This is a genomic window from Clostridium sediminicola (assembly GCF_050402865.1).
GTDB classification, from domain to species: Bacteria; Bacillota; Clostridia; order Clostridiales; family Clostridiaceae; genus Clostridium_AF; species Clostridium_AF sediminicola.
On the sequence record NZ_BAABMF010000006.1, the window covers coordinates 57,501 to 79,047 of the forward strand.

Annotated in this window: 24 protein-coding genes; 7 read left to right on the forward strand and 17 right to left on the reverse strand. The window is 29.3% G+C overall.

From position 1 onward, the window contains the following. Positions 1 to 94 precede the first annotated feature (94 nt). Complete coding sequence (locus ACQ3F0_RS11925) at positions 95 to 769, forward strand: Crp/Fnr family transcriptional regulator (protein ID WP_428865483.1); 675 nt, start codon at positions 95 to 97, stop codon at positions 767 to 769. Positions 770 to 863: 94 nt separating this feature from the next. On the opposite strand, the gene ACQ3F0_RS11930 is transcribed toward ACQ3F0_RS11925, so the two are convergent. The 6 genes from ACQ3F0_RS11930 to ACQ3F0_RS11955 form a co-directional block, all read right to left on the reverse strand. Further along, entirely contained in the window at positions 864 to 1,019 is a 156-nt protein-coding gene (locus ACQ3F0_RS11930) for a FeoB-associated Cys-rich membrane protein (protein WP_428865484.1), read from the reverse strand. Positions 1,020 to 1,179: 160 nt separating this feature from the next. Then, positions 1,180 to 1,635, reverse strand: a complete 456-nt coding sequence (locus tag ACQ3F0_RS11935) for a pyridoxamine 5'-phosphate oxidase family protein (RefSeq protein WP_428865485.1) — start codon at positions 1,633 to 1,635, stop codon at positions 1,180 to 1,182. 3 nt (positions 1,636 to 1,638) lie between these two features. Further along, on the reverse strand, positions 1,639 to 2,193 hold the full coding sequence (locus ACQ3F0_RS11940) for a TetR/AcrR family transcriptional regulator (protein WP_428865486.1): 555 nt from the start codon (positions 2,191 to 2,193) through the stop codon (positions 1,639 to 1,641). A 122-nt stretch (positions 2,194 to 2,315) separates the two neighbouring features. Then, positions 2,316 to 3,290 (reverse strand): hypothetical protein, encoded by a 975-nt coding sequence (locus ACQ3F0_RS11945; protein WP_428865487.1) that lies wholly within the window; start codon positions 3,288 to 3,290, stop codon positions 2,316 to 2,318. Continuing rightward, the gene (locus ACQ3F0_RS11950) at positions 3,283 to 3,774 is read right to left on the reverse strand and encodes a hypothetical protein (protein WP_428865488.1); all 492 of its coding nucleotides are present in this window, start codon (positions 3,772 to 3,774) and stop codon (positions 3,283 to 3,285) included. Before ACQ3F0_RS11950 ends, ACQ3F0_RS11945 begins: the two co-directional genes overlap by 8 nt. Then, positions 3,771 to 4,325, reverse strand: coding sequence for an RNA polymerase sigma factor (locus tag ACQ3F0_RS11955; protein ID WP_428865489.1), 555 nt, complete (start codon positions 4,323 to 4,325; stop codon positions 3,771 to 3,773). The genes ACQ3F0_RS11950 and ACQ3F0_RS11955 overlap by 4 nt, the downstream gene beginning before the upstream one ends. 248 nt (positions 4,326 to 4,573) lie before the next feature. Between ACQ3F0_RS11955 and dhaK the strand changes: the two genes are divergently transcribed. The 3 genes from dhaK to dhaM are packed head-to-tail and all read left to right on the forward strand — an operon-like array spanning position 4,574 to position 6,650. Beyond that, positions 4,574 to 5,575, forward strand: coding sequence for a dihydroxyacetone kinase subunit DhaK (gene dhaK, locus ACQ3F0_RS11960; protein ID WP_428865490.1), 1,002 nt, complete (start codon positions 4,574 to 4,576; stop codon positions 5,573 to 5,575). 16 nt (positions 5,576 to 5,591) lie between these two features. Further along, a complete protein-coding gene (gene dhaL / locus ACQ3F0_RS11965; RefSeq protein ID WP_428865491.1) occupies positions 5,592 to 6,221 on the forward strand; it encodes a dihydroxyacetone kinase subunit DhaL in 630 nt (209 codons plus the stop codon). 39 nt (positions 6,222 to 6,260) lie between these two features. Further along, positions 6,261 to 6,650, forward strand: coding sequence for a dihydroxyacetone kinase phosphoryl donor subunit DhaM (dhaM, locus tag ACQ3F0_RS11970; RefSeq protein ID WP_428865492.1), 390 nt, complete (start codon positions 6,261 to 6,263; stop codon positions 6,648 to 6,650). A gap of 57 nt (positions 6,651 to 6,707) precedes the next feature. On the opposite strand, the gene ACQ3F0_RS11975 is transcribed toward dhaM, so the two are convergent. Both ACQ3F0_RS11975 and ACQ3F0_RS11980 read right to left on the reverse strand, forming a co-directional pair. Continuing rightward, positions 6,708 to 8,963: a sensor domain-containing protein gene (locus tag ACQ3F0_RS11975; RefSeq protein ID WP_428865493.1), complete on the reverse strand. Its 2,256-nt coding sequence runs from the start codon at positions 8,961 to 8,963 to the stop codon at positions 6,708 to 6,710. A gap of 160 nt (positions 8,964 to 9,123) precedes the next feature. Next, entirely contained in the window at positions 9,124 to 9,444 is a 321-nt protein-coding gene (locus tag ACQ3F0_RS11980) for a hypothetical protein (RefSeq protein ID WP_428865494.1), read from the reverse strand. 222 nt (positions 9,445 to 9,666) lie between these two features. Between ACQ3F0_RS11980 and ACQ3F0_RS11985 the strand changes: the two genes are divergently transcribed. Then, positions 9,667 to 11,154: a carboxypeptidase M32 gene (locus tag ACQ3F0_RS11985; protein WP_428865495.1), complete on the forward strand. Its 1,488-nt coding sequence runs from the start codon at positions 9,667 to 9,669 to the stop codon at positions 11,152 to 11,154. Between the two features lie 73 nt (positions 11,155 to 11,227). Here the strand turns inward: ACQ3F0_RS11985 and ACQ3F0_RS11990 are convergent, their stop codons facing one another. Further along, on the reverse strand, positions 11,228 to 13,375 hold the full coding sequence (locus tag ACQ3F0_RS11990; RefSeq protein ID WP_428865496.1) for a beta-propeller domain-containing protein: 2,148 nt from the start codon (positions 13,373 to 13,375) through the stop codon (positions 11,228 to 11,230). Next, the gene (locus ACQ3F0_RS11995; protein ID WP_428865497.1) at positions 13,372 to 13,893 is read right to left on the reverse strand and encodes a sigma-70 family RNA polymerase sigma factor; all 522 of its coding nucleotides are present in this window, start codon (positions 13,891 to 13,893) and stop codon (positions 13,372 to 13,374) included. Before ACQ3F0_RS11995 ends, ACQ3F0_RS11990 begins: the two co-directional genes overlap by 4 nt. Positions 13,894 to 14,107: 214 nt before the next feature. On the opposite strand from ACQ3F0_RS11995, the gene ACQ3F0_RS12000 reads away from it, so the two are divergent. Next, on the forward strand, positions 14,108 to 14,617 hold the full coding sequence (locus ACQ3F0_RS12000; RefSeq protein WP_428865498.1) for a nitroreductase family protein: 510 nt from the start codon (positions 14,108 to 14,110) through the stop codon (positions 14,615 to 14,617). A 195-nt stretch (positions 14,618 to 14,812) separates the two neighbouring features. Here the strand turns inward: ACQ3F0_RS12000 and ACQ3F0_RS12005 are convergent, their stop codons facing one another. The 4 genes from ACQ3F0_RS12005 to ACQ3F0_RS12020 all read right to left on the reverse strand — a co-directional run bounded on the left by ACQ3F0_RS12005 (position 14,813) and on the right by ACQ3F0_RS12020 (position 19,138). Further along, a complete protein-coding gene (locus ACQ3F0_RS12005) occupies positions 14,813 to 15,346 on the reverse strand; it encodes a dihydrofolate reductase family protein (protein WP_428865499.1) in 534 nt (177 codons plus the stop codon). Positions 15,347 to 15,461: 115 nt separating this feature from the next. Continuing rightward, positions 15,462 to 16,856, reverse strand: coding sequence for a dihydrolipoyl dehydrogenase family protein (locus ACQ3F0_RS12010; RefSeq protein ID WP_428865500.1), 1,395 nt, complete (start codon positions 16,854 to 16,856; stop codon positions 15,462 to 15,464). Between the two features lie 113 nt (positions 16,857 to 16,969). After that, positions 16,970 to 18,433, reverse strand: a complete 1,464-nt coding sequence (locus ACQ3F0_RS12015; protein ID WP_428865501.1) for a 4Fe-4S binding protein — start codon at positions 18,431 to 18,433, stop codon at positions 16,970 to 16,972. Between the two features lie 144 nt (positions 18,434 to 18,577). Beyond that, positions 18,578 to 19,138 (reverse strand): DUF1836 domain-containing protein, encoded by a 561-nt coding sequence (locus tag ACQ3F0_RS12020; protein WP_428865502.1) that lies wholly within the window; start codon positions 19,136 to 19,138, stop codon positions 18,578 to 18,580. A gap of 230 nt (positions 19,139 to 19,368) precedes the next feature. Here ACQ3F0_RS12020 and trhA point away from each other — a divergent pair, with 230 nt between their 5' ends. After that, positions 19,369 to 20,013 (forward strand): PAQR family membrane homeostasis protein TrhA, encoded by a 645-nt coding sequence (trhA, locus tag ACQ3F0_RS12025; RefSeq protein WP_428865503.1) that lies wholly within the window; start codon positions 19,369 to 19,371, stop codon positions 20,011 to 20,013. A 62-nt stretch (positions 20,014 to 20,075) separates the two neighbouring features. Here the strand turns inward: trhA and ACQ3F0_RS12030 are convergent, their stop codons facing one another. From ACQ3F0_RS12030 to ACQ3F0_RS12040, 3 genes are all read right to left on the reverse strand, one after another. Next, complete coding sequence (locus ACQ3F0_RS12030; RefSeq protein WP_428865504.1) at positions 20,076 to 20,201, reverse strand: hypothetical protein; 126 nt, start codon at positions 20,199 to 20,201, stop codon at positions 20,076 to 20,078. A gap of 150 nt (positions 20,202 to 20,351) precedes the next feature. Then, the gene (locus tag ACQ3F0_RS12035; protein ID WP_428865505.1) at positions 20,352 to 20,660 is read right to left on the reverse strand and encodes a magnetosome magnetite crystal formation protein family; all 309 of its coding nucleotides are present in this window, start codon (positions 20,658 to 20,660) and stop codon (positions 20,352 to 20,354) included. A 42-nt stretch (positions 20,661 to 20,702) separates the two neighbouring features. Next, the gene (locus tag ACQ3F0_RS12040; RefSeq protein WP_428865506.1) at positions 20,703 to 21,518 is read right to left on the reverse strand and encodes a TIGR00266 family protein; all 816 of its coding nucleotides are present in this window, start codon (positions 21,516 to 21,518) and stop codon (positions 20,703 to 20,705) included. Positions 21,519 to 21,547: the final 29 nt, after the last annotated feature.

A 21,547-nucleotide genomic window follows, 5' to 3' on the forward strand; every position in this document is an offset into this window, starting at 1 on the left:
GGTAACTCTTTTTTAATAATGGTATAATTTTTCTGTGATATTTTTTTAGCTAACGCAAATTTAGAATCAGTTTGTCTATTAGGGAGGGGTTTACATGAAAATAGAAAATTACTTTCAATTATTAAAAACACTTGATATATTCTCAGATTTTTCTTCTAAAGAACTAGAGGAATTATTTAATATAGATAAATATAAAATTTCCTTTTATAAAAAGAACTCTATGATTCATTTCGAAAGTGAAAAATGTACAACACTAGATGTGATATTAAAGGGAAAGATAACTGTTCAGAAAGTTGATATTAACGGAAATGTACTCACTGTTTCTGAATTTTCTCAAAGTGAAATACTCGGAGGTAACTTGCTATATGCCAAATCACCTTTTTATCCTATGACCATTATTGCAAAGGTTGATACTAAAATCCTCCATATCGATAAATCACTAGTTTTAACTTTTTGCCAAGCAAATAAAAATTTCTTAATTAATTACCTAAAAGAAATATCAGATAAAACTATTATTCTCACAAGTAAAATCAAATCCATACATATGAAATCTATCAGAGAATCAATTACAGATTTTTTGACTTATGAATACTACCTTCAGAAATCTAATAATATAAAATTAAATATGACAAAAAAAGATTTAGCGGAAAGAATGGGTATACAAAGAACTTCATTATCCAGAGAGTTGAATAAAATGAGAAATGAAGGATTAGTCCAGTTTGATAAGGATTCGATAACTATAGTAAATTTAAATTCCATTTTGAAATGATATTTATAAGATAACTATAATTCAACTTTATATAAAAAGCAAACAAAAACACCAAGGGTCATTATATAACCGTTTGGTGTTTTGTCATTTTGAACTACTCTTTCTTAGATGGGCAATTATCTTCATGAGGACATGAACTGCAGCTTCCACATTTACCCTTAAATTTTTGTTTTAAATTTTTCACTAAAATATATATTGTATAGATAATAATAAGTGTCGTTACTAAATATGTAATAATTTTACCTACCATCTCATCATCTCCTAGAAAATAAACCATTCATTAGCTTAATTACATTATAAATGAAAATGGTTATCATTTGCAAGGTTAATTTTTAAAATCTTTTATTTAATATATAAAATTAGTAATCTAAAAGTTTTGCTGAGATTAAATATATTTTAGGAAAAAATTATTAATAACTTAACTCTTCTGTATGTCCAAATTGTACATTATTATCTGTAACAAATACATTTTTCAAATCAACTCTATAAAATGCCATCATACTTGGATCTCCTGGCAAATTAGCTAGGTATGGATATTTCTTCATAATAAATCCCATAGCTTTTTGTGCTTCTTCTTGTGTCTCAACCAAAAATGCTTGTCCAGATGCTTTTAAATATAACACTTGTGCTAATTCTTCTATAGAATTTGCTTCTTTATCTACAACTATATGCACATTATTATTAGAAGAAAGTTCTTTTACTTTATTTGTGTTCTTAAAAGTCATAAAATATATTTTAGATTCGTCTTCTAAATCTCTTGCAAAATCGACTGATCTAACCTTTGGCATTCCCTCTAAACTAATTGTTGCAATTCTCATTAGAGATGTCTCATCCAAAATTTTAGTTATTTTTTCTTTAATATTCATCTTCTATTCCTCCATTTTAATTAAAATTTTATCGAAAATAAACTTTGTAAACTCATCTAAAGGCTTTTTATTTTTCTCAATTTTTGCCTTTAATAATACACCTTCAAAAGCAGAAACCATAAAAGAAGCTATACTTTCACATTCATCAATTTCATAACCTTCAGAAACTAGAATTTTTTTTATATGCTCTTTTAATCTATTAGCCCATTTTTCCATTAAATCTCTTGCCCCTTCATTAACATCAGATAATTCAAGTGCAAAATTTCCTATTGGACATCCTCTTGTAAAATTCAAAGATTCAAATCTGTCAAAATAAGCGTTAAAAAAACTTTTTAATCCATCAATCGTTTGAGGAAATTGTTCTAAAATACTAAACATTTCTTCCACAAAAAAATTGATAACTTCCATCAATAGTTGATCTTTGCTTTTAAAATAGTGATAAAAACTTCCTTTTGGAATATTTGCCGTATCAAGTATTTTTTTTAAACCTACATTGCTATAACCATACTTATGAAAAAGATCTGCTGAAATCGTAATAATTTCTTCTCTTTTGTTCAAAATATCAACTCCTATTAGACCGGTCGTCTAATAAAGAATATCATATTTTTTTTTATGCGTCAATAACTAAAATACCTAAAACTTAATAAAAAGCTGACGTCAACGTCAGCTTTTTATTAAGTCTATTCATTTTCTATTCTATTCATAATATCTTCAACATTAATCATTTGAGTACTATCCACTCCAGGAGAATCTGCTAACACTACCGCATTTATAGTCTCTATGATTTCAGTATCTTCTTCATTCATACTATTTGGTTCATTTTCTTTTTCAGTACTCTCCTCTTCAATTACACTTTCAGAAATTGCAGTATTTTTGTCTTCTTTCTTCGTATCTCTTAATAACTTGATTCCACCAATAAAGAAAACAAGTGCTATGATTATTGTTCTGAAATATTCACCCAACCTATATCCTATATAGTCAGATATTAATGGTATAGCAACGCTTTGGAAAACCATTATAAAGGCAACTGAAATCAAAATATAACCAATAATTTTGCTCATATTCTTTGTTAGCCCAGGTATAGTAGCGAATAAATCTTCATCTTCCAATTCTTCTTCTGATGAAGCTTTATGCATTGCATCAAAAACACTATATGCCCAAACGATTGGTATTAAGACCATAAATGCTGATACCCTTAAACTATTTACAAAGTACCAAGCTATAAAGAATGCGGCCATTAATTGAATTCCCCTCTTCATTAAGCCCAAATACATATGACCCAAACCAGGCACAACAGACATCAATGTAGATAAAAGTACTTTTGTACTCATTGTATTTGATTCTTTCTTAAATCCATTATTATCAAATACACTCATTTGATTTCCTGATGCTCTATTAATATCAGCTGACATATTTATTTTATCTACTAATATAAAACTGTCAACTAGTCCGATTAACCAAATCACTGGTAGTGCTACTAATGTTATCGGCTCATAAAAATATCCCGTTATACCTAAAAAAATTGTTAACAATACATCCCCCACTGCAGCCATGAAAAAAATCGCTCCTCTTGCAGAATGATCTAAATACACATGGCCTAATCCTGGTATAAACGAAAATAAAAATGTTAAAAACTTACTTTTTCTCTTATTCACCCTCTTTACCTCCTATTATTTTAAAATTATCTATAAAAACTGTCGTTTTGTCTGCCAATGTTTCAGTCCATTTTTTATTACTAATATCTGTTTTTGATTGAGTTTCATAACTATTTTCAATTGCTTCAGCATTAAAATTTATGCCTGAATAAACTCTATCAAACACACCGGTAACTGAAAACATGATTGTAATACTAGCAACAGCTACATAATAAGTAATTAAGTTTACTCTTCTGTTTTTCTTCAAATTTCTATCTCTTATAATCACAGATTCTATTACTTTATCAGTGAAGTTATGTGAAAGATATTCATCAGTATTTATTGAGGATTCTAACATAGAAACATACTTCTCAAGGATTTCATCATCATTTAACAACAATTCTTCAACAATAGATTCTTCTTCCTCACTTGCTTCATGACTAAAATATTTAAGCAATACACCATCATTTATATGTATTTTATTTAAGTTTTCACGTTGTTTCATTTAGAAATCACCCCCTCTAACCTATCTTTTAATAATTTTCTTCCTCTTACAAGTCTCGTTTGAACAGTTTTTATATTAATATTCTGTTCTATAGATATTTCTTTGCAACTCTTGTTTTCCATATAATATTGATTGATTATTGTTGAATATTTTTCTGGAAGTTCCTTGCAACATAAAGCTAGCTGATATGCTTCTTCTTTTTTCACAAGTTGTTCTCCTACTGACATTTTAGGATCTTCAATATACTCCAAGACTTCTACATTGTTCATTTCTCTTTCTTTTAGTTTCTTCATCTTTCGTTTGCTATCAATAGCCTTATTAACAGCTATCCTCATCACCCAAGTTTTAAACCCCTGATACCGATACTGAGGAAGTGCCTTATATATTTTCAAGAAGGTTTCTTGAGCTAGATTCTCAGCCTCATGGGGATCCTGAACAATTTTATAGCAAGCCCCAAAAACAAGATTTTTATACTGTTCAACAATTATCCTGAAAGCATCCTTGTCTCCGTTTGCTGCTTTTTTTATAATGATATCATCTACACTTTGCATGGTCCCCTCCTTCCCTCACACTATTACTGACGAAAGCTTTTTTACCTTGCCTTCAAATTAATTCAAAATAATTTCTATGTGAAAAGTCTACATGAATTTACTATCTAATTCAATAGTTCTTTACTTGATTGAGAATTAAGTTATATGATAACATGGAATTGTTGAACTATTTAAACAATTGTGATTATTACTAATATCAATGCTGTTCAGTAGAAATAATATAAAATAATACTTTAAGGAGGATTGGAATGAAAAAAATAATCAATAATCCTAATTTAGTAGTTGAAGATATGTTAAAAGGTATTGTAGCTGCCCACCATGAATATGTTAGAAAATTAGATAATACAAATGTTCTAGTTAGAAAAAATTCACCTATTAAAGAGAAAGTAGCGCTAGTTAGCGGCGGAGGAAGTGGTCATGAACCTTCTCATGCTGGATATATTGGTAAAGGTATGTTAGATGCTGCTGTTTCAGGATCAGTATTCACCGCCCCAACACCTGATCAAATTTTAGAAGCTATAAAAGGAGTAGATAGCGGAGAAGGTGTATTATTGGTAATCAAAAACTACAGTGGCGATGTTATGAACTTTGAAATGGCTCAAGAAATGGCTAGTATGGAAGATATGAAAGTTGAATCTGTTATCGTAAACGATGATGTTGCCGTTGAAGATAGCTTATACACATCTGGTAGACGAGGTATTGCTGGAACTATATTTGTTCATAAAATAGCTGGAGCTAAAGCTGAAAAAGGTGCTTCCTTAGAAGAAGTAAAATCAGTTGCAGAAAAAGTAATCTCAAATGTAAGAAGTATGGGTATGGCACTTACTTCTTGTACTGTACCTGCTGCTGGAAAGCCAAACTTTTCATTAACAGAAAATGAAATGGAAATAGGTATGGGGATTCATGGTGAACCAGGAACTCATAGGGAAGAAATTAAAACCTCAGACGAAATCACAAACCATCTAGTTGGAAAAATATTAGAAGATATGCCTATTTCAAAAGGTGAAGAAATAGCTGTATTGATAAATGGATTATGCTCTACTCCACAGATGGAATTGTATATTGTAAACAAGAGAGTGAATGAAATATTTTCTGAAAAAGGAATAAAGATTCATAAAACTTTTGTCGGTGAGTATATGACCGCACTAGAAATGGCAGGTTTTTCAATAAGTATTATAAAACTAGACAGCGAGTTGAAAGAATTGTTAGATGAGACAGCAAATACACCTGCATTCAAAGTAATAAAATAAAACTGGAGGAATTGCAATGAGTGTTTCAGGCAAAGAAGTTATAGATTTTTTGATACAAGTAAATAACAAGTTAATAGAGAATAAAGCTTTCTTATCTGAGCTTGATGCAGCTATAGGTGATGGTGACCACGGGTTAAATATGAGTAGAGGATTTTCCGCTGTAGTTGAAAAAATCAAAAATGATGATGGAAAAGATATAGGTAATATTCTAAAGAAAACTGGAATGGCTTTGATTTCAAACGTAGGCGGTGCTTCTGGCCCCCTTTATGGTACAGCATTTATGAAAGCTGGTGTAGCTGTTGCTGGTAAAAGCGAATTAACAATAAATGATTTCATAGTAATACTTGAAGAAGCTTTGGCCGGAATAAAAATGAGAGGTAAAGCTCAATTAGGTGATAAAACTATGATAGATGCTATAGAACCTGCCCTTGAAGCTTTAAAATCAGCAGTAGACAATAATCTCTCATCAACAGAATCACTTAAACTTACAAAAGAAGCAGCATATAAAGGAGTACAGCATACAAAAGAAATTATTGCAAAGAAAGGTAGAGCAAGTTATCTTGGTGAAAGAAGCATTGGTCACCAAGATCCAGGGGCTACTTCAAGTTATATTATTTTTGAAACCGTATATGAATCCCTAAAATGATTTTATAGTTTTTCAGTATTTTAATTAGGGAGGGTATCCATGGTAGGTATAGTAATAGTATCTCATAGTAGCAAAATTGCAGAAGGTTTGATAGAATTATCACGTCAAATGGCACCAAATGTACCAATGGCCTCAGCAGGCGGAACTTTAGATGGCAGAATTGGTACAGATATCGAGAAAATCATTAGTTCAATAAATGAAGTGTATTCAAAAGATGGTGTATTAATCATATTTGATTTAGGTAGCGCATTAATGAATGCAGAAATGGCCATTGAATATTTAGATTCTGAAATACAGAAAAAAGTGTCAATTGTAGATGCTGCTATAGTTGAAGGTACAATTACTGCTGCAATCCAAAGCAGTATTGGTAATAACCTAGAACAAATTAAAAAGGCATTAATACATGTAGGTTTAAATAAGCTTCAATAACCAAAAATAAAGACCATCTGTTTATTGGATGGTCTTTTAGCAAATGATTGATTATCATTAAATCATTTTATTATCAATACTAACCCCTGGTTTACTAAATAAGAATCCTTGCATTATATCGCAATCTAACTTTTGTATTATACTCATTTGCTCTTCAGTTTCTATCCCTTGTACTGCTACCAACAAGTTCAATTTTTTAGCAATACCTATCATAGAATCTATAATTGCTATTTTTTTAGAACCTTTCGTTAATCCCAACATAAAAGATTTATCAATTTTGAGAATATCAATAGGGATACTTAAAAGATAGCTTAAAGGTACAGCACCTTTACCAAAATCATCAATTGCTATTCTTATACCTATGCTTCTCAGTATTTCTAAAGTTTTTATGCATTCTTCCATAGATTCAAGAAAAACACGCTCAGACATTTCAAGTATTAAACAATTAGGATTAAATCCAGTTTTTTTCAATATGCTCTTAACAAGCTTATCAAAATTATTATCCCTTAGTTGAATCAAAGAAATATTAACAGAAACACAAAAACTTTTATGTCCTCTTTGATGTAATCTTTTACCAGTGAAACATGCTTCCCATAGTACAAATTCTCCTATATCCACTATTAAACCATTTGTCTCAGCAATAGGTATGAATTGACCTGGAGAAATCATACCCTTTTCAGCATTATTCCATCTTACCAAAGCTTCAGCACCCATAAAACTGTTTCCACTACTATTCATTTGAAGCTGATAGAATACTTGAAATTCTTTTTTTTCTACAGCTTTATATAATAAATCTTGCAGTTCTAGTTTTGTTATCAAATCATCTTTTATTGTATGGTCAAAGAATTTATATTTTTTTCCCTCTTCTAAAGATTTATGCATAGCTAAAGTAGCATTTTTTGCTATTTCTTCAGGATTTGAGCCATCATGCGGAAAAAGTGATATTCCTATTACTGGCTTTACTTTAAATCCATTATTTATTATTGTTCTAGAATTATTTATATTATCTAAAATTTTATTAATTATTTTATCTAATTTTTTATAATTATTATTATAAATCACACATACAAACTCATTCTCCTGATATCTATCAATTACACTGTCTGTTGGTAAAATTTCTTTTATAATATCAATAATACCTTTCAATAATTCATGTTGTCTATTTTCTTGAAGGTCATTAATTACATTTTTGAATCCAATAATCCCTATTGAAAAAATAGTAAAATATTTTTCTTTATCTATATTTTCAAAGAATTCTTGTTCAAAATAATTTCTATTAGGAAGTAAAGTTGCTTGATCATAATATGCTAAATTATATCTATTTTCTTCTTTCTCTTTTCTTTCTGTAATATCTGTAACAAATCCTGATATTTTTATAGGTTTCCCATTTTTATTTAGGATAACTTTTCCGTTAAATAAGAAATATTTATTTTCGATACCTTGGCTTTTAATTCTGAATTCTTCCTTATAATATTTTAGTTTACTTAATTTATTTGTTTTCAAGCTAAATTCGAACTTTTCTAAATCACCTTTATAAATAAACTCTTTTAATTTTTTTACTTTTATGCTTGTCTCTTTGTTATCAAATCCAATTAACTCTAATATATCCTTTGGTAAACTTATAGTCTGCGTTAAAAGGTTACATTCCCACAATCCTCCGTTTAAAGCTTCCAAAGCCACCTTAAAACTATGTTCACTTATGGATAGTTGTATTTTAACTTCTTCAAAATATGATATTATCATTCCTAAACCTATTAATATAAATATAATAGCATTTAATAGATACTGTAAAGCATAGTATTCTTGCCATACTTCATGAGTTCCAAAAAATATATAAAGAACCCCTAAAAGCATACAAGAGAATCCTGAAATATATTTACCTATTATGGATTTTCTTAAAAAATAATATATGAATGGAGTTCCAATAACACATGCTATTCCAAATATTAAATCAAAGGTATTATTTTTATGAATTAAAGCCACCTCTAATATAGATAATATTATTGCTGTACATAGTATAAAAATGTCTAAAAATTTGTTCTCTTTTTGATACTTCTTGCCATATTTATATACTCCGAAAAAAGCAACTAAAGCTCCAACTAGAAATAGTTTTTTTTCTATTAGCTCTAAAAATATAATATTTAACAATTCAATGTCTATAACTTTTAAAAAACACGTTATAGAAACTATGCTTCCCCCTATGGCAAATATGGTGAAACTTTTCATGCGACTTTCATCACTTATGTAAAGAAGAACCGTAATAAATAACAAAATACATAAAGCTGCTATTATCAAAGCTAACATAATATTCATAAAATCACACTCCGTTACGTCAATTTTTTACATAAAATAAACTAATCAACTTACGAACTAAATTATGATCATTTTTTGTATATCATTTTCAAGTTAATTGACAATAATATTTAATATAATTATAACTTAAATTAAATATTATTGTCAATTTTTAGGCAACTTATTTAATATTTAAATAAACATCTAATTGCTTTTTCATCTGTTTTGCCATAACACTATCAGGTTCTATAATATAATAATTGTTTCCGTCAACTGTAGTTGAAAATCTCGAAAAATTATTTTCTGTCAAATAACTACTCATGTCAGTAATGTTATCATTTTGAGCAAGTAAAATTTTTCTACCGATAAAATCTCCATTTACAAATACATTGTAGAATTTATGATCCTCTCTATCAATCTCTCTGCCTTCATTATCCTCTACTAAAACACCCGGAAAATAAGGTAAATCGAATTGGCTATTAAAGGGATAAAGCTTTGTCAAAATACCATCTCCTTTTATATTTTTAAAAATTAGTTTCTATTTAGTTTTCCCTTAATTCTTATAAAAATTAGGGAATAGTTCATAATTTTTAATTGTTAAAATTTTTAAAACATCGCTATTATTTTACTTTTTATTTTTTTGATGTAGAATAATACTATGACTACTTTAGTTGACAGTGCGCTGTTAACAGTGAACTAAAAAAATTGGTTAGGAGAATGATTTATGTTAGGAAAATTCAAAGAATATGTTACAAAAATTGAATATTTAAATAGTACTATGGCAGTACTAAGTTGGGATGCTATGGTTAACACTCCTAAAAAGGGAAAAGCTTATAGAGGCGAAATACTAGGTTACTTAAGTGGAGAATATTATAAATTAATCACAGATGATAAGGTAAAAGAATTTATAGATTATTTTAATACTGAAAAAAACTTAGATGACATTACTCTAGCTATGATTAAAAAGATAGAAAAAGAATTTAATCAAATAAAGAAAATTCCGGAAGACATATATACTCAATATACAATAGATGCTTCTATCTCTTCCGCCGCTTGGGAAGAAGCAAAAAATTCTAATGACTTCAATGTATTCAAACCTCATTTAGAAAAAATGGTAGACTATAAAAAAAAGTTCGTAGAATATCTTGGTTTTGAAGAAAACAAATACGATACTCTTTTAGATATGTTTGAGCCTGGAATCACAGTAAAAAAACTAGATGAAGTTTTTAGTGAAGTTAGAGATGCTATTGTTGAATTATTAAAAAAAATCGAAAACTCACAAGTTAATATAAATAGTGCTTTCTTTACTAAAGAATTCCCTAAAAAAGATCAAGAAGAATTTTCAAAATATGTTTTAACAAAAATGAAATATGATTTTAGAAATAGAGGAAGAATTGATGAATCAGAGCATCCTTTCACTACTAACTTTGGCAAAGATGATGTTAGAATTACTACTCACTATTATGAAAATGATTTTAGATCTGCTTTATTTGGATGTATTCACGAAGGTGGTCATGCAATTTATGAACAGGACATAGCAGATGAACTAAAAGGTACAGGTCTAGCCGAAGGAACTTCCATGGGAATTCATGAATCCCAATCAAGATTTTATGAAAATATTTTAGGAAGGTCAAAAGAATTCTGGGAATATTTTTATCCAGAGGCTCAAAAAAGATTTCCTCAATTTAATGGTATATCTCTAGAACAATTTTATAAAGGTATCAATAAAGTTACCCCTTCTCTAATTAGAATAGAAGCTGATGAATTAACATATAGCCTTCACGTAATTATTAGATACGAACTAGAAAAAATGCTTATAAATGATGAGCTAAAGGTAGAAAATCTTCCAGAAGCTTGGAACAAAAAATATAAAGAGTATTTAGGAGTTGAACCTAAATCAGACTCTGAAGGTGTACTTCAAGATATGCACTGGTCAGATGGTAGTTTTGGATATTTCCCTAGTTATGCATTGGGTAATTTATATGGAGCTCAAATGCTTAGTGTTATGAAAAAAGATATCCCTGAGATTTATACACAATTATCAGAAGGAAACATGGTAGATATCCACAATTGGTTGACAGAAAATGTGCATAAATACGGTTCTGTGTATAAGCCTGCTGAACTTATAAAGAAAATCACTGGTGAAGAATTAAAAGCAAAATACTTTATTGATTACTTGAATGATAAATATTCTGATATATATGAGTTGTAATATATAATTTACAAAAGAAGACCAATCTATTAATTGGATTGGTCTTCTTTTGTATATCCATAGGATAATAAAATTAATTTTCTTCTGTGATAACCCGCTTCCCCTCTGGGGATTGATTTAATTCTAAATTCTTAATTTCTTCTAAAGTTTCTATATTTGATGCTTTAATTGACTCTCTTGAAAGAGTATAAAGTGTGTCCTCAATATAAAATATCCTTCCAATTAAATGCGCCCAATAAGGCCTTCCAAGTTTAGAATTGGAGTATTTCTTATTAAACTCTTTTTCATTAGTATGAGTGATTTTACCTTTTAGTGTAAAACCATCCTCTAAATTCACATTATAAACATATGCACCTTGGAAACCATCACCATATTCATTGTTTATAGGAAAGGCAATTAAATTCTTTTCTTTAGAAAACAAGAAAGCTTTATGGTCATAGCTAAGTTCTGAGTTTGTGTTTTTATCACCAATTTTAGTGGAGAATTGAACTTTTGGATTACTAAGATCACTTACATCAAAAAGAGTCATTTTCATACCCTCAGTTCTTGTGATTTCTCTCCCATTATCATTACTTGCTGAAGTATCATATCCAAAGCCTATTATATGATTCTCATCATATGGATGTAAATATTGGCTAAATCCTGGCACCTTAAGTTCCCCTAAAACTTTTGGGTTTGTTGGTATTGAAATGTCTATTACAAATAGAGGGTCAGTGAGCCTATAAGTTACCATATAAGCCTTATCTCCCATAAATCTTACTGAATAAATTTTTTCATCCTTAGCGAGATCTTCTATCTTACCAACAACATCAAGTTTATTATCTAAAACATACATATTATTCTTCATATAATTATTTGTAATAATATCATTCTTTAATGATTTATTAGAATCAATGAGATTATCCTCATCTATTAATAACTTTCCGTAATTATAATTGGTTGTTGCAATTCTAAAATACCCATTATATTCATCCATTGAAAATTGATTTAAAACTGAACCTGGCACTTCTCCTTCAACTATAAATTTTATATCTCCTTTGTCTAAAATAAATTTATAAATATTGGTTTTTTCATTTCCTTGTTTATCAGAACTTGTACCTGAGATATAAAGATTTTCAGCAGATGAAAATATATCATTACCATACCCTAAAATAGTTTCAGTTTTTATAGTTTCATTAGGCGCATTTAAATTAAGGGATGCAATATTAATATAATTCGGTGTTATTGTATCCGGTAAATATTTAATGCAAGAAAAATCTTTAACTATTGGATTATTAGAATCACTATCATAAAATTCAGGAGTTATTCTTCCAGTAGAATTATTCAAATTTTCTTTATCAATAAATTTATTTGTAATTATATAAACAACTGATTCCACCATTCTAGAAGAAACATAATAACCTTCCATGGAAATTTCTTTTATCTTTGTTATATTACTTTTATCCGACACGTTATATACATAAGCTTTTATTTCGCTGAGACTATGGGTAGACGGTGGTTTGGGAGCATGCTTTTCTTCAATATAATAATCTCCTATTACTACAACCTTATCATTCTCTAAGTAAAGCCCTCTAGGAATAAATCCTTTTTCAAAGGTAACCTTACTGATGTTCTCCATCTCTTCCGCTGGATATGCTTTTATAATATTAAAACTTGATTCATCGCCAAAAGGCACCACCTTATAAATATATTTGCCGTCAGTTTTATATAAATCTTCTTCATCAACCCCATCTACCTGTGTATTGGTTTTTGAATATATATTTGAAAAGGAAACATCATCACTAGCTGTTCCATAGCTCTTATCTGCTGAGATATCTCCCCTTAAATTAGAACTCTCTTCAAGAATATCCTTCATCCCAATATCGTAATTACTGGGTATAGAATCCAACAAAGCAATTAAATTTTCTTTAGTATCTACTGTTGGTAACGGGTCTATTTCTTTAGTTGAATTATCCAAGCTTTCAGCTAATTCTAAGTCATTTGATTTACCTTTTAATGTAATATTAGATTTATTAAAATTAGGTGCCTTTAAAAAACCCATTGCACCAGCTACTATAAAAATCATTAAAGATGCGGCAATAAATGATTTTTTTATAAATCTTCTTCTCTTATAATCTTTTGCCCTTTTTATTGATTTCTCAATAACTAAATCTACATGTGGAGGAACTTCGATATTATTAAAATCTTCTTTTAACTCTTCAAACTCTTTAAATTCATTCATATGATTTCGCCCTCCTTTAATTCAATTCTCAATAATTTAAGAGCTTTATGTAATTGTGACTTTATTGTTCCTAATGGACATGAAAGAACATTTGAAATTTCTTGTATAGTCATGTCCTGAAAATATTTAAGTATTATAATAGTCTTATATTTTTCATCAAGTTTATTAACTGCTTCCTTTAAATCGTGTTTTTCTTCAAAACTTAAATTAGACTTTTCAATAGGAATATTATCTTGAAGTTCTACGATATTAACCTTTTTATTTTTTCTCATATAATCAAGTGAGGTATTTATTAAAATTCTAGTGAGATAGGTATTAAAAAATTTTGGATCCTTTAATTTTTTTAATGATAGGTACGCTTTATAAATGGTTTCATCCAGAATCTCAATTGCGTCATCTCGATTTTTTACATAAGTGTAAGCAGTTCTATACAATATTTCTTTCCTCTCTGAAATTAATTCATAAAATGCATTATCATCGCCTTTTTTTGCTTTTATAACTTTTTCTTCTAAATCCAAGGGATGTCCTCCTTTTCCCATAACTTTAAAGCTCTTACTTATTAGACGTTAAAAACTGCCAAAGAGTTTACTTCAAATTGAAACATTTAACTCGTAACTATTTTAAACGAGATTTTCATTATTTACCAATTTCTGTTTTCTTATAATATTCCATAAATAATAACAACGTGATATACTTATTATAAAGACAAACAATACTTTCGGAGGCGATTATATGGAAACATTAAAAGCTATTTATGAAAGAAGAAGCATTAGGAAATATACTGACCAATATGTATCCATCGATACAATTAAGGAACTGTTAAAAGCAGGAATGTGTGCTCCTTCTGCTGGAAATGAACACCCTTGGGATTTTATTGTTGTTAGAGATTCAGAAAAGTTATTTGAAATCACAAAAGTTCAGCATTATTCTAATATGCTAAAAGAAGCAAAGGTTGCAATCATAGTTTGTGGAAACCTTAAAAAGGTAAAATATCAAGCTTACTGGATACAAGATTGTTCAGCTGCTTCTGAAAACATTCTACTTGCCGCTCATTCATTAGGGCTTGGTGCAGTTTGGTTGGGTGTTTATCCAGATTCAGATGTTGTTGAAGGAATAAGCAAAATCTTCGATTTGCCTCAGCAAGTTATACCTCTTTCAATTATATCCATTGGTTATCCAGCTGAAGAAAAAACTACTAAAGATAAATATAATGAAAAAGCAGTACATTACGATAAATGGTAAAATGAACTATCTTATATAATGATTTAACCATGTAATACAATTTTAAGGGAATTCCATTATGGAATTCCCTTATTTCAGTTGTAAGATGTAAGTTATAGATGATTTTCTTTTGCTATCGCATACGAAAGATGTCCTTAACTTACAATTTAAACCTTACAACTTACAACTATAAATTGCTTCGCAATTTATAAAAACTTATCTTCTAACATAACTAAGTTCAACCATACCATCAGTGGTTTTTGTTTCAACAAGTCTAAGTTTAATTTCTGGATTTTCCTTTAAGAAAAGTGGAATACCATCACCCAAAATAGTTGGTATTATTGTTACAACATACTTATCTATAAGGTCTTTCTTAATAAATTGATCAATTAACTTACCACCACCAACAAGCCAAATATCCTTACCCTGTTCTTCTTTTAGTTTATTAACAAATAGAGCAATATCTTCTGTTATAAACTCTGCTCGATCATCAATTTCAGATTTTCTTGTAGTTGCCACATAACACTTTTTGCCTTCATAAACCCAAACATCAGGAGATAACTCATTGATAACTTGCTCATAGGTAGTTCTACCCATTACAACAGTGTCTATCGTCTTATAAAAATCCTCGTATCCATTATCAATATTTGGATTATCACTTTCACCACCTAACCAGTCAACTGCACCGTTAGCTTTTGCTATATAACCATCTAAACTTACTGCAATATAAAGTATTATACTTCTGCTCATTTATTTTTCCCTCCTTATGTTTTTAATTCTTATTGTTTATAATTATTTTTCACAATTTTTATGTTATCAATTTTCTCTAGTATTTCAATAATTTCTTTTTAGCGACACTGTTGAGTTATTTGCTTTTCTTAAACATCTTAACCACAGGATTATTCAATAAATTATCCACTTTCACTTTCTTACCTATTTTATTCAGAACTTCTGCATAAGTTGGATATGGATGAATTACATCCGCTAATTTTGCAAAGTTGATTCCTAGAGTTTTTACTACTTGAACCTCTGAAATTATTTCTCCCGCTCTATCACCTAGTATACTAACTCCAAGAACTTTACCTTTTTTATCTAAAATAACTTTAACTAGACCAATGCTATTTTCTTTAGTATTTGCTCTATCAATGTTATCGTAACTATGTTCATAAATTCTTATTTCATCACCATACTTTTCTCTTGCTTCTTTTTCTAACATACCTGCTCGTGCAAGCTCTGGCTCTGTATATGTACACCAGGCAACATTATCATAATTAGCCTTCTTATTAAATGGAAGAAATGCATTCTGAACTGCTAATATCCCCTGATAATTTGCCATATGAGAAAATCTATAAGGACCAGTCACATCCCCAATTGCATATACTCCATTTACCCCAGTTTCTAAATATTTATTTATCTCAATACCACCTTTATTAGTTATTACTCCTATTTTCTCTAAATTCATTCCACTTATTCTTACTCGTCTACCTAAGGCTATTAATATACTTTCTCCTTCGATAATAAATTCTTCATTATCTTTAATTGCTTTCACCAAAATTTTATCCTCTTCTAAATTCACATCAACTGCTCTTGTTGATGTATGTATATTAATTCCTTCATTTTTTAATCTTTCAGTTAACAATTTGCTAAGTTCTGGCTCTTCTCTAGCGAGAACAGTATCATTTTTATCAACTAATTCAATTTTTACCCCTACTCTATTTAGTGCCTGTGCTAATTCTGTTCCTATTGGGCCTCCACCTAATATAACCATACTTTTGGGTAATTCTTTTAGTTCAAAAATATTTTCATTAGTTAAATATTTTATTTTATCTATTCCTTTTATAGGAGGTACAAATGGTCCAGCACCTGTTGCAATAATTATTTTCTTTGCACTTATTTTTTGTCCATTTACTTCAAGAGTATTGTTATCAATAAATTTGGCAAAGCCATTAATATAATCAATACCATCCTTCATCAATTTTTCTGGATTTTCATCCTCATAAACCTTTCCAATTCTTTCTCTAACTCTTTCTAAGACTTTTGTTGTATCTACTTCTAGGTTTGGACTAATTTTTTTGGCCATGTAAATTTCTTCAGCAATATTAATCAAGGCCTTACTAGGAACACAACCCGACCAAGTACATTCTCCGCCAGGTTTGTTTTTATCAATCAAAAGAACTTTCTTCTGAAATCCTAATGATGTATACGCTGCTGTAAGACCACCAGCTCCTGCTCCTATAACCGCTACATCATATTTTTTCATAAAATCACCTCGATCTTTATATCTATTCTATCATTTATATTAACTCTTTAAGTATAAGTTTCCCTATTCAAAAATAAAAACCTGTGGAATTATAATCCACAGGCTCATATTTTTTACGCACTTTCGTAATATATATTCTTTTTGTTAACATCTAAATCTTTTAATGTTTTCATAGATGCATTTATCATTGGTTTCGGTCCACACATATATATTTTGTATCCATCAAGATCTAATTTTTTCATATAATCTGTAACAAAACCTTTTTCACCTTTCCATTTATCATCAAAGGCAACAACTTGCACAAGTTCAAATTTATCACTTCCATCAGAGAGTTTCTCAAACTCGTCTAAGTATATAAAGTCATTTTCGTAATTTGCTCCATAAATTAACTTAACATCTTTGACATTATTTTCATTCTCAATAAGATCAGTTACTATTGGAATAAATGGAGTAATTCCTATACCCCCACCAACAAGAAGTATCTTTTCGTTTTCTTTATCCACAACTAATTCTCTACCCATTGGTCCCTCAAGTTGTACCAAATCTCCAACTTTAAAGTTTTCAAAAATCATATTAGTTCCGTATCCATGAGACATTTTCTTTATAGTTACGCTTACACTTGTACCATCTTCGTTATATGAAGATATTGAATAAGCTCTATACATTTCAGGATTATCCTGTATTTTTACTAATATAAATTGTCCAGCTTCATAATCAACCTTCTCTGGTTTAATAAACTTAAATGTATATTCTATAGTGTCATCTTTTAGATTTCTAATATTTTCAATTCTTGATTGAATCTTTTGTCTATTTTCATAACCTTTAATATCAATATTTTCTTCCATTACACATGCAGTAGTCTCATTAGTAAGCGTTAAAATTCCTGCAGGACAATTTTCCACACAAGTAGAACATCTAATACAAGCTTCATGATCAAATTGGTTCTTATCTGAAAATTGAGTATACGGTGTTAATTGCATAGGACATACCCTTGCACATTTACCACATTTATGGCACATTTCTGTCTTTGATGCTGTGATTTTTTCATCAGTTATTTTTGTTACTCCAGCTTTCTTACCTAATTTATAAGACATCTTTTGAAGAAATCCCATTGGACAAAAATTACACCAAGTTCTTGGACTAACAGTTATTGCTAACAACCCTCCAACAATAGTAACCATTAAATAACTACTTACAAAAATCATTCCGATTTTATCAAAATAGGATGCAGTCCCATAAAGTGCAGCTACTTTTATAAATTTACTTATTAGTTTATAAGAAAACAGAATGAAGAATACAATACCTAATGCTTTAGATTTAAAAAATTTAGGAATTTTCTTATTCCTACTAATAGGCATTAATAGTGAATCAAACAAACTTCCATGTGCGCAAATATTTCCGCACCAAAATCTCCCTTTAAAAAAAGAATAAAGCATAAGTCCTATCATTACTGGAATTACCAGCAATCCAAGCCTTGGATACCAAAGCCCTCCAATCGCTACAGCCAAAGTAAAAATAAAGCCATATTTTCTGATTATAGTAAATACTCGATTTGTTTTTATGTAAAATGACGGCATGTTTATCTCCTCCTTGTTTTTTATATACCGTTACCCCCTATAGGTATATATTATAATATTGTTTGGCTTTTGTAAAGGTTTTTTTCTAATAAAAAAATCACACCAAACTTTTACTGGTGTGATTTTTCACATTACTTAAGTATTTTATTCATCTACTTTTAATTCTTTTAACATCAATTCTGCTAATCGTTTATTAATATCAGCTTCTAAAACTAATTTTATTATATGCCTAACATTATTATCTTTATTAATATTAATATCAGTTTCGATAAATTTTTTAAAATTTTCTTTAGCCTCTTCAATAACTTCCTCTTGTACATCCAGAAAAATTTTATAAACATCTTCAGTATGATTTACTATAGTTTCGTCAAACTTATTTTCTTTACTTTCACTTAATAATTCCTTTTCAATCTTAAAAAGATTATCTACATCACTGATAGAAACAATATTCTTTAGATGGTATATCATTATTAACTCCATCAAATGATTTTTGCTATATTTCTTCTTTATTGGCTTATCAATGACCTTAGCCTTAACATAATTATTTATCATTGTTTTCGTAAGTACTTTATCTTCTTCATCTATTTTTAGTTTTTCTAATGCTGTATCCATATAACCCGTTACTTGATCCATATATAAATCTATATTTGGAATATCTTTAACTTTTACAGCATCGTGGGATAATAGCTTTTCGTATTTTTCCATAAAACCACTCCATAATCTATAGATAAACATAAAAAACTGATAGTTGTTTATCTAAATAAAATATTTATAATTGCACATAATAAATCATCGAAAGACTTATTTAAATTATATAGTATTGAATACTAGCTGTCAAAGTTTCTGTATTTAATTATTTGACTTTTATATTTTTTACTGCTATTATATTTATATGATAACACATAGTTTTCATAACTACGTTCGGAGGTATTTATATGAGAAATATTATTAGGGAACCAATAAATTCTATAACACATCTATTCGGTATAGTTTTATCCGCTATAGGTCTAGTATTTTTGTTAATAAGTTCTATTAATTCAGGGGATTCCATAAAAATTATATCTTCAATAGTATTTTCTTTTGGATTAATTGGATTATACTCTGCTTCTACCATTTATCATTGGTATATTGCTTCAGAAAAAACTATAGAAATTCTTAGAAAAGTTGATCATAGCATGATATATATTTTAATAGCAGCAACCTATACACCAATCTGTCTTATTACTCTTAAAGGACTAACGGGATATATTTTATTAACAGTTGTTTGGTCTTTAGGTATTATAGGAATTGTTCTTAAACTTCTTTGGTTGAATGCTCCTAGGTGGTTATATACAAGTTTCTACCTTATATTAGGTTGGGCTGCTATATTTGTTATTTACCCACTTTATAAAATTTTACCAACTGCTGGTTTAATGCTTTTATTTGCTGGTGGTATATCCTATTCAGTAGGTGCCGTTTTCTATGCAACTAAATCAGAAAGAATTAAAATCTGGAAGTTTGGCTTTCATGAGATTTTTCATATTTTTATACTTATAGGAAGTCTTACTCATTATTTGATGATATATAAATATGTGATTTAAAAAAAACTGCGAATCTTCGCAGTTTTTTTATTTGCTTTATCATTTTTTGTTACTTTTAATAACTATTCTGCCATTTTAAAATAAAACTCTACACCTTCTTTATATCCTTCTTTAAATCCTTTTGACTCTTCATCATTATCTCCCTTAAATTTGATCTTCATCAATATAATTAAAGTTTTCATTAGCATTTATTATATAATCTACTTCTTTGTAGTTTTCCTATTTTCTGTCCATTACAGCCCAAGTGAAAAAAAGTATGAAGATAGTTACAAAGCTTAAAATCCAGTACTTTATTCTCACAATTCCCTCCTCCGTTCAAAAGAATAACAATCTTATTATTATTTAATCAATCTAAATTTACCAATCATAGGTAATTGTTTGTTGGTTTCATTAATAGCATTTATAACTCCCATTATAAATAAAATGAAGCAAAGTATTCCTCCAATAGGGAGTATGATAAACCATCCAATGATAGGAATAAAAGATCCTATGATACTAATTGCTATACTAAGAATAAGTAAATTGAGACCCTGATTAGCGTGAAACTTATATTCTTCTGAATTACTATCAATTAGCAATGGCACGAAAAATAGTAAGTATGCCACTACATTAATCCATTTATTTGTTTTTTTATTTTCATTTTCCATATTATTTTTCCTCTTTTCTTTCTGAATTAATATTTTAAATAATTAATCATTACCAAATAAATCAGACAAACCAGAAAGCTCTCCCAATGGACTACTCATACCTTTTGTTTCACCTTTATTTTTGCCACCCTTAGCTACTGAATAAACTTTGTCTGCCATTCTACTAAACGGTAATGACTGAAGCCATACTTTACCCGGACCTCTTAGCGTGCCTAAAAATAATCCTTCTCCTCCGAAAAGACCACTCTTAATATCTCCTGCAAACTGAACATCAAAAACTATACTTTCAGACATAGCAACAAGACATCCTGTATCAATTCTTAACATCTCTCCTGCTTCCAGTTCTTTCTCCATAATTGTTCCACCAGCATGTAAAAATGCTAGGCCATCACCTTCAAGTTTTTGCATAATAAAACCTTCTCCACCAAAGAAACCTGCTCCTATTTTCTTTTGAAGATGAATTCCTACGGATACTCCTTTAGCTGCACATAGAAATGCATCCTTTTGGCATATAATACTTCCGCCAAGTTCTGATAAATCTGCCGGAACAATTTTACCAGGATATGGTGCTGCAAAAGCTACATGAGCTTTTCCACCTTCTCCATTAGAGAATACTGTCATGAAAAGACCTTCTCCTGTAACTAATCTTTTCCCTGCTCCCATTAATTTTCCGAATAGACCTTTTCCATGACTTTTTCCACTACCATCACCAAAGATAGTATCCATCTTTATTTTTTGATCCATATACATCATGGCTCCAGCCTCTGCTAATACACTTTCCCCACCATCTAATTCAACCTCAACAAACTGCATATCATCACCATAAATTTTGTAATCAATTTCATGAGCTATTGTCATAGTAACACTCCTTTTTGGATTATTTAGGT

Bases quoted from the DNA above. Each gene is read 5' to 3' on its own strand.
- trhA (WP_428865503.1), top strand. From the start codon at position 19,369: ATGAGAAATATTATTAGGGAACCAATAAATTCTATAACACATCTATTC.
- ACQ3F0_RS11955 (WP_428865489.1), bottom strand. From the start codon at position 4,325: ATGCAAAGTGTAGATGATATCATTATAAAAAAAGCAGCAAACGGAGAC.
- ACQ3F0_RS11975 (WP_428865493.1), bottom strand. From the start codon at position 8,963: ATGAATATTATGTTAGCTTTGATAATAGCAGCTTTATGTATTTTGTTA.
- ACQ3F0_RS11990 (WP_428865496.1), bottom strand. From the start codon at position 13,375: ATGAATGAATTTAAAGAGTTTGAAGAGTTAAAAGAAGATTTTAATAAT.
- ACQ3F0_RS11950 (WP_428865488.1), bottom strand. From the start codon at position 3,774: ATGAAACAACGTGAAAACTTAAATAAAATACATATAAATGATGGTGTA.
- ACQ3F0_RS12015 (WP_428865501.1), bottom strand. From the start codon at position 18,433: ATGCCGTCATTTTACATAAAAACAAATCGAGTATTTACTATAATCAGA.
- dhaM (WP_428865492.1), top strand. From the start codon at position 6,261: ATGGTAGGTATAGTAATAGTATCTCATAGTAGCAAAATTGCAGAAGGT.
- ACQ3F0_RS12040 (WP_428865506.1), bottom strand. From the start codon at position 21,518: ATGACAATAGCTCATGAAATTGATTACAAAATTTATGGTGATGATATG.
- ACQ3F0_RS11925 (WP_428865483.1), top strand. From the start codon at position 95: ATGAAAATAGAAAATTACTTTCAATTATTAAAAACACTTGATATATTC.
- ACQ3F0_RS11930 (WP_428865484.1), bottom strand. From the start codon at position 1,019: ATGGTAGGTAAAATTATTACATATTTAGTAACGACACTTATTATTATC.
- ACQ3F0_RS11985 (WP_428865495.1), top strand. From the start codon at position 9,667: ATGTTAGGAAAATTCAAAGAATATGTTACAAAAATTGAATATTTAAAT.
- ACQ3F0_RS12000 (WP_428865498.1), top strand. From the start codon at position 14,108: ATGGAAACATTAAAAGCTATTTATGAAAGAAGAAGCATTAGGAAATAT.
- dhaL (WP_428865491.1), top strand. From the start codon at position 5,592: ATGAGTGTTTCAGGCAAAGAAGTTATAGATTTTTTGATACAAGTAAAT.
- ACQ3F0_RS12005 (WP_428865499.1), bottom strand. From the start codon at position 15,346: ATGAGCAGAAGTATAATACTTTATATTGCAGTAAGTTTAGATGGTTAT.
- dhaK (WP_428865490.1), top strand. From the start codon at position 4,574: ATGAAAAAAATAATCAATAATCCTAATTTAGTAGTTGAAGATATGTTA.
- ACQ3F0_RS11935 (WP_428865485.1), bottom strand. From the start codon at position 1,635: ATGAATATTAAAGAAAAAATAACTAAAATTTTGGATGAGACATCTCTA.
- ACQ3F0_RS12035 (WP_428865505.1), bottom strand. From the start codon at position 20,660: ATGGAAAATGAAAATAAAAAAACAAATAAATGGATTAATGTAGTGGCA.
- ACQ3F0_RS12020 (WP_428865502.1), bottom strand. From the start codon at position 19,138: ATGGAAAAATACGAAAAGCTATTATCCCACGATGCTGTAAAAGTTAAA.
- ACQ3F0_RS12030 (WP_428865504.1), bottom strand. From the start codon at position 20,201: ATGCTAATGAAAACTTTAATTATATTGATGAAGATCAAATTTAAGGGA.
- ACQ3F0_RS12010 (WP_428865500.1), bottom strand. From the start codon at position 16,856: ATGAAAAAATATGATGTAGCGGTTATAGGAGCAGGAGCTGGTGGTCTT.